Origin of the sequence: Candidatus Protofrankia californiensis (genome assembly GCF_900634765.1) — a bacterium.
GTDB lineage: Bacteria > Actinomycetota > Actinomycetes > Frankiales > Frankiaceae > Protofrankia > Protofrankia californiensis.
In genome coordinates, this window is sequence record NZ_CAAAFT010000254.1 from 4611 (window position 1) to 10105 (window position 5495).

The 5495-nt window shown below is 64.9% G+C and carries 4 protein-coding genes; 2 read left to right on the forward strand and 2 right to left on the reverse strand.

Features of this window, described 5'->3' with window-relative positions:
* A partial coding sequence (locus tag DD1DGNOD_RS27020; RefSeq protein WP_206443161.1) for a hypothetical protein occupies positions 1–2363 on the reverse strand: 2363 nt, incomplete at its 3' end.
* A 1172-nt stretch (positions 2364–3535) separates the two neighbouring features.
* Here DD1DGNOD_RS27020 and DD1DGNOD_RS13770 point away from each other — a divergent pair.
* The gene (locus tag DD1DGNOD_RS13770) at positions 3536–3979 is read left to right on the forward strand and encodes an RICIN domain-containing protein (RefSeq protein WP_131766792.1); all 444 of its coding nucleotides are present in this window, start codon (positions 3536–3538) and stop codon (positions 3977–3979) included.
* Positions 3980–4213: 234 nt separating this feature from the next.
* Positions 4214–4975 (forward strand): phosphate signaling complex PhoU family protein, encoded by a 762-nt coding sequence (locus DD1DGNOD_RS13775; RefSeq protein WP_131770328.1) that lies wholly within the window; start codon positions 4214–4216, stop codon positions 4973–4975.
* 31 nt (positions 4976–5006) lie between these two features.
* On the opposite strand, the gene DD1DGNOD_RS27025 is transcribed toward DD1DGNOD_RS13775, so the two are convergent.
* Positions 5007–5495: PP2C family protein-serine/threonine phosphatase (locus tag DD1DGNOD_RS27025; protein ID WP_165036708.1), on the reverse strand; the 489-nt coding region annotated here is incomplete at its 5' end.

Consider the following 5495-nt stretch of genomic DNA (forward strand, 5'->3'; position numbering starts at 1 on the left):
ACGCATCCGGTCGCTCCCGGCCACGCTCCCGCCGGAAAGGCTGTGTCCTCACATTTTTCTTCCTTGCCCGGGAAGGCTTCCCGTAGCCGCCTCCCGATATCCGCCTTGGTGACCGGACCCCACGTCTCGACGATGTCGACGAACAGCTTGGCCGCGTCGTAGGCCAGGCCGATCCGCTCGTCCGGCCACAATGTCCCGGGAGTGCTCATCCCGGTCGCCCTGTACATATCGTTCAGGCGGAGGCAAAAATCGCGCAGAGAGTCGGTCACGAGCGGTCCCGTAGTCAAGTTTCCACGGAAACAGTCCTCGCTGGCAAGCAGCACCGGAGCGCCTTTGGAAACAAACCGAAACGCGGTTGTGCTGTTGCGACCCGCCGCTTGGACCACGTACCGTGACACCGAGTCGTCGGCGAGCACCCGATCCAGACAGGAACGCATACCCTCCGCGAACTCGTGGAAGTTGTCGTATCGACCGGCGAAGAAGATCAGATCGTCTGGTTGCTGTATTGTCGCGCACTGTTGACGAAACCAGTCCCGCGTGTTTTCCTTGGGCGCCCAGCCACGCAGGTTGTAGGTGAGCCCGGCGCGCATGGCCTCCTCCTGCACGTCGTGCACCAGGGTGGAGACATAGAAATCGTCCACCGCCGGCCACCCCTGGCCGGCGGGATCCGTGGGCGACCGTGGATAGTATATATAGATGTTCTTCTTCGCGTTCTTCACGGCATAATTGGCAACCAGTAGGGCCTGCCGTCGGTTGTCCGGCACCAGCTGGAAATAGAATGGTGAGAAAATCTGCATGCCGTCTCCGGACAGGGTCGTGGCAACTACGGGCACACCAGCATTCCCGAGGGTGGTGACGGCCTGGCCGGTCCGCTGGGTGCTGCGATCCATGCCGATGACGCCGAGGACGTTCTCTTCGGAGTCGGAGGCCAGCGGCACGAGATGGTCCCGAGCCACCTGGTCGGCATATCTCATCGTATTACCGCCGTTGGCGATGATGATGCGCAACGCCACCCCTGAGGGGTTCTTCGATGTGCCCGCACAGGCTCCGGACGCGCCTTGTACCTGGTTCAGTGCCCGCTGCCAGGTAAGTAGTCCTTCCAGTTCGGCGACCTGCGCTGCTGTCCAGTCACTGTCGGTCTCCCCGGTGAGGCCGGCGAAGTAGACCAGTGTCATGAGTCCGAGTCCGTACGGCAACTGTCCCAGTGGAAGATTGTGGAGTTTTGCCGCGCACTGATTTTGCTCGGCAATCTTCTGTTGCACGGTGAGCAACTGCCTGGCGGGCTCCGAGGTCTTCCCGGCGTTGAACTTGTAGCTGCCGTCGCTGTAGCCGACGCACTGGCCACCGACCCAGGACACCGAGACACCCGCCCGCGACCGGCAGTGATGGCGTAGGCCGGGGGTCTTGTACCAGGCGACCCCGCCTGCCAGCAGCACGACCACAAGGGTGAGCGAAACCAGTACCCGCCGGCGCGCCCATATCGGAGGCGGTGGTGCGGACAGGTGCCGCCCCCAGCCCTCGGCATCCGGGCCAATTGTCAACCCGGGCGGTGCCTGCACGAAGGTGGGCACCCGCAACCACAGCCGCCAGTCCATGTCGCCGGGTGGCTCGGCCCGGCGCCAGGCCTTGTAGGTCGTGTTCCAGGTATCGAACGCGTCCGTTGCGTTGGCGGCGGCCAGGGGAGGCGGCGGTACAGCGTCGGCCCGGTAGCCGGCGACCAGCAGGAGAGGATCGGCCTTTCTGCTGGTGTTGCGGACGTCCGCGACCAGGTTCAGGAACTGCTGACCCCGCGGGTCGTCGGCGACGTTGTCGAGGAGGACCAGCACCCGGGCGGTGCGCCGCCACGCCCATGGCCGCCAGAGCCGGCGCCGGTAGGCGAGCCGCAGGTCATGGAGAAAGGCGTCGACCAGTAGACGTTCGCGTTGAACCCGCTGCTCGGGAGTGCGGAAGGTGTCCGCGGCAAGTTCGACGGCAAAAGAAATGAACGTCCCCCCGGGCGCCGCTGGAAAGCACCTCTGTCTCATGAACCAGCGTGTGCGCACCAGACCCGGTACGGGGAGATATCCGGATACCCAGAGCCAAAACCGCACCTTCGGCCCGAGAATGATGAACACGACCAGCAGCAGCCGGGCCAGGCCGGACACGCCGTCCAGCAACGGGTTGGTGCCGTTGCCGTTACCGGCGCCTTTGAGCTTGTCCCGCAGGAGTTCGGTGAGTTTTTCCCGCCGGGCTCTCCCAGGAGGAAGAGGATCCAGCCGTTGTCGGGTCAGCCAGTCCGCGAATGCATACGTGCAGAAACGGCATCCCAGGCCGGACGGCTCCGTGTGTAGCTGGTCGAAGAGCGCGTGCAGCACCGGCAGCACAGATGGTGGGTCGTCCTGCACAGGAAGGGGTGGAGAATCCGGGTGCCGACGGTCATCCGGCGCCAGATCGAGATAGACGTGCGGGATCAGAGTGGGGGACGATCCGAATAGCCGGCGGAATATGCGGAGTAGTCTGGTCCTCGTGGAAAGATTTCCGCCCAGGCACACCCGATGGCATACGCTGGCCAGCCAGGACCCGCTACCCGCATCAGCTACCAGGCATACCAGTGGTGACGACCTGCGCCGTTTGAGATCGACGGCGAGGGAACGGAGCAGGGTGAGAACGGCGCCGACGCCATCGAAAAACGGAATCATGGCAGTCGTCTCCGGCCCGGGTTATTGTTCGCCATGGCTGCTCCCTGTCAACCAGCTCGCCCGGTGGCCCCGGACGGTCGCATTCCCCGGTTGGCGACGCGGGGTATCCCGTCGCGTTGCGGGTTCCTCGTTCTGCCCACCCGTCACCGGATCACCGCTGGTCGAATCCCCCCGTATCGTCCTAGTGGGGAGTATGCCACCCAGTGCACTCGTACAGCCCACGGGGGTCGCCCCAGCCTGGCGGATCGGTTCCCGGCGAGCCGGTGACCCAGGACCCCGCCCATCGGATCGGCTCTGCCGATTCGGTGAGGGAACCTTGATACGGGAAAAGCTATAGACGCACCGTTTTAGGCTTTCTGGTCATCATCTGATGGCTGGATAAGTGATTCCGATGTGCTCTGTGGTTTCAGGTAGTGGTAATCGGGTGGCGGGTGTGCCGGTCTTGCGTTTGCGTACCTCGCCTCTGCCGATCTTCGAGTTGGCTGGTGGCCGCCGGGGGTGACATGTCGGTCGGCCGGCGGCCCGACCGGCACCGCAGCGGTCGACGGTTCGGTTGGCCGGTGGCCGCAGGGGTCGGCATGTCGGTCGGGGCGCATACCGGGGACGGCCACAAACCTCGGTGGAACCACAAACGCGACATGACTTCGGCCGGCAACTCTCCGAATCTGCTCTAGAAGAGCGCTTGTATCGATATTGTCATGAAAAGTTCAGATACATGCTAAATCGGGCTAACTTCACTCTGGGTGCTGGAGCTGCTACATATTTCCCGCATCTGGCTCGTAAGTGTGCTTCGATGTGGTCGCCCAGTAGACCAACGGTGTCTGCGCGGACACCGCGCGTAAGAAGCGGAGCCGGTCTTGGCATCTGTACCGAACGGTCCTTACGCGATCGCCCGCCTCGGGGAGAACCTGCTCACTCTGGAAGGCGGGTCGTCGCGCCCCGGAAGCCCGGTGGTGATCTTGCCTCCCACTGGTAACCCGGGTGAACAGGAGTGGGCGCTTCAGGCACTCGACAACGGCAGCTACACGATCCGCAACCTCACGAGTGGGACGTACCTGGGGTTCGAGGGCGACCCCTACGTGAACAAGCCGATCGCCGGCTATCCGGACCCCCGCGAATGGTCGCTCTACCCCAGCCCGGAGGCGTCCGCTTTTCACATCGTCGTCCCCGGCGGTCCCGTCGACGGTGAGGAGCTGGCCGTGGATTTCAGCCTGTTGCGGATCTTCCCGCCTCGCAGCGCCCTGAGACCACTCGACGCCGGCATCCCAGGCCAGGCGTGGACTTTCCAACCCATCGAGTAGAAGTCGGAAGGGCATCGTTGCGTTCGCCGATTACCAACGATCTCGGAAGATCCACAGTTAGGATCGGCTGATTCCGGCGGACGCAACCCTGCCGTGGCGGCCCCGCTGTTCGTCCGGAGGACAGGTCCGGAAGCCGGTCCGGCAGGTCCGGCAGGTCGCGGTCCTCAGGTCGCCAGAGGGGCTGTTTCCACGACCGACTGTATTTGCGTGGGCACACGGTGGAAGATGGGGGGTATGGACGTTCCCGGACCACGTCGATGGGAGTACACGGCGGCGTTGCGGCGTCTGCGGATCATGCTGGGTGAACTCGCCGAGCAGACCAGCCAGATCGTCCTCGACGCGACCACCGCGGTGACCGGGCAGGCCGACACCGCCGGGGTGCACACCGCCGTGGCCTGCCTGCGTGGCTGCTGTCAGAACCTCGACGAGGACCTGGTGATGCTGCTGGCCCGCCAGAATCCGGTGGCAGGGGATCTTCACCTGGTCGTGGCCGGGCTGCGGACCGCTACGGCGGTGCAGCGGATGGCTGAACTCGCCGACCACATCGCCGCCACCGCCGACCGGCGGGCGCCCGCCGTCGTGGTCCCCGTCGGGCTGCGCCCCACCCTCACCCGTCTCGGCCGGCTGTGCGCCGAGCAGGCCAGCTGTCTGGCCACCGCGATCTGCGCCGACGACCCGGCGCTGGCCGCCCGACAGGTCACCGCGGGCGACGATCCCATCGACCGCATCCACCGGCAGCTGATGGCCATTCTCACCGACCCCGGTTGGCCCCACGGCATCCAACGGGCCGTGGACCTCGCTCTGCTGTCCCGTTATTACGAGCGGTATGCCGACCAGGCCGTCACCGCCGCCCGCCACCTCGCCCGCCTACGCTGGGTCCCGCCGTTGTCGGACGATCCGGACTATTCGGATGACCTGAACAACCCGGATGATCAGGACAACCTGGACGACCAGGCGTCCACGCACACCTTGTCGGGGGCCCGGTCAAAAATCTGAGGCTGATGTTCAGCTCGGCAGTCAAAGATCGTTAGTTCTGTCGCCGGTCGGTGACTTCGGCGGCGAGGATGGCCACGTCGTCGTTCAATGAGGATGAGGTCCACTTCCGCAGGGCGTGGACGAGTGCGGTCAAGCTCGTATCGAGGGAGACGTTCGTGAAGGCGGCGCGGGCGGTCGGTAGGAGGGGGAGGAATTCGCCGGTTGACGGGTTGCGCGCTTCGGTGAGGCCGTCGGTGTAGAGGAGCAGACGGTCACCTGCCTGCAGGACGACCCGGGTGATGTCGACGTCACCGGCACCGAGACCCAGCGGTGGCTGGCGAATGGTGACAGGGAGCATGCGGACGGTGTCGTCACGGAGTAGGACAGGGTCTGGATGTCCCGCATTGACCAGTGCCAGGTTCCCTCCGGTGATCTGTGCCAGCAGGACGGTGACGAAATCCTCGGATCCGCTGATCTTGCTGACTTCCGCGTCGAGGCTGCCAGGATCCCGCCGAGGTTTTCGGTGCGCTGGGCCTCGACG

What these genes read in the sequence shown, in the direction of transcription:
- DD1DGNOD_RS13775 (WP_131770328.1), top strand. Translation starts at nt 4,214, where the DNA reads ATGGACGTTCCCGGACCACGTCGATGGGAGTACACGGCGGCGTTGCGG.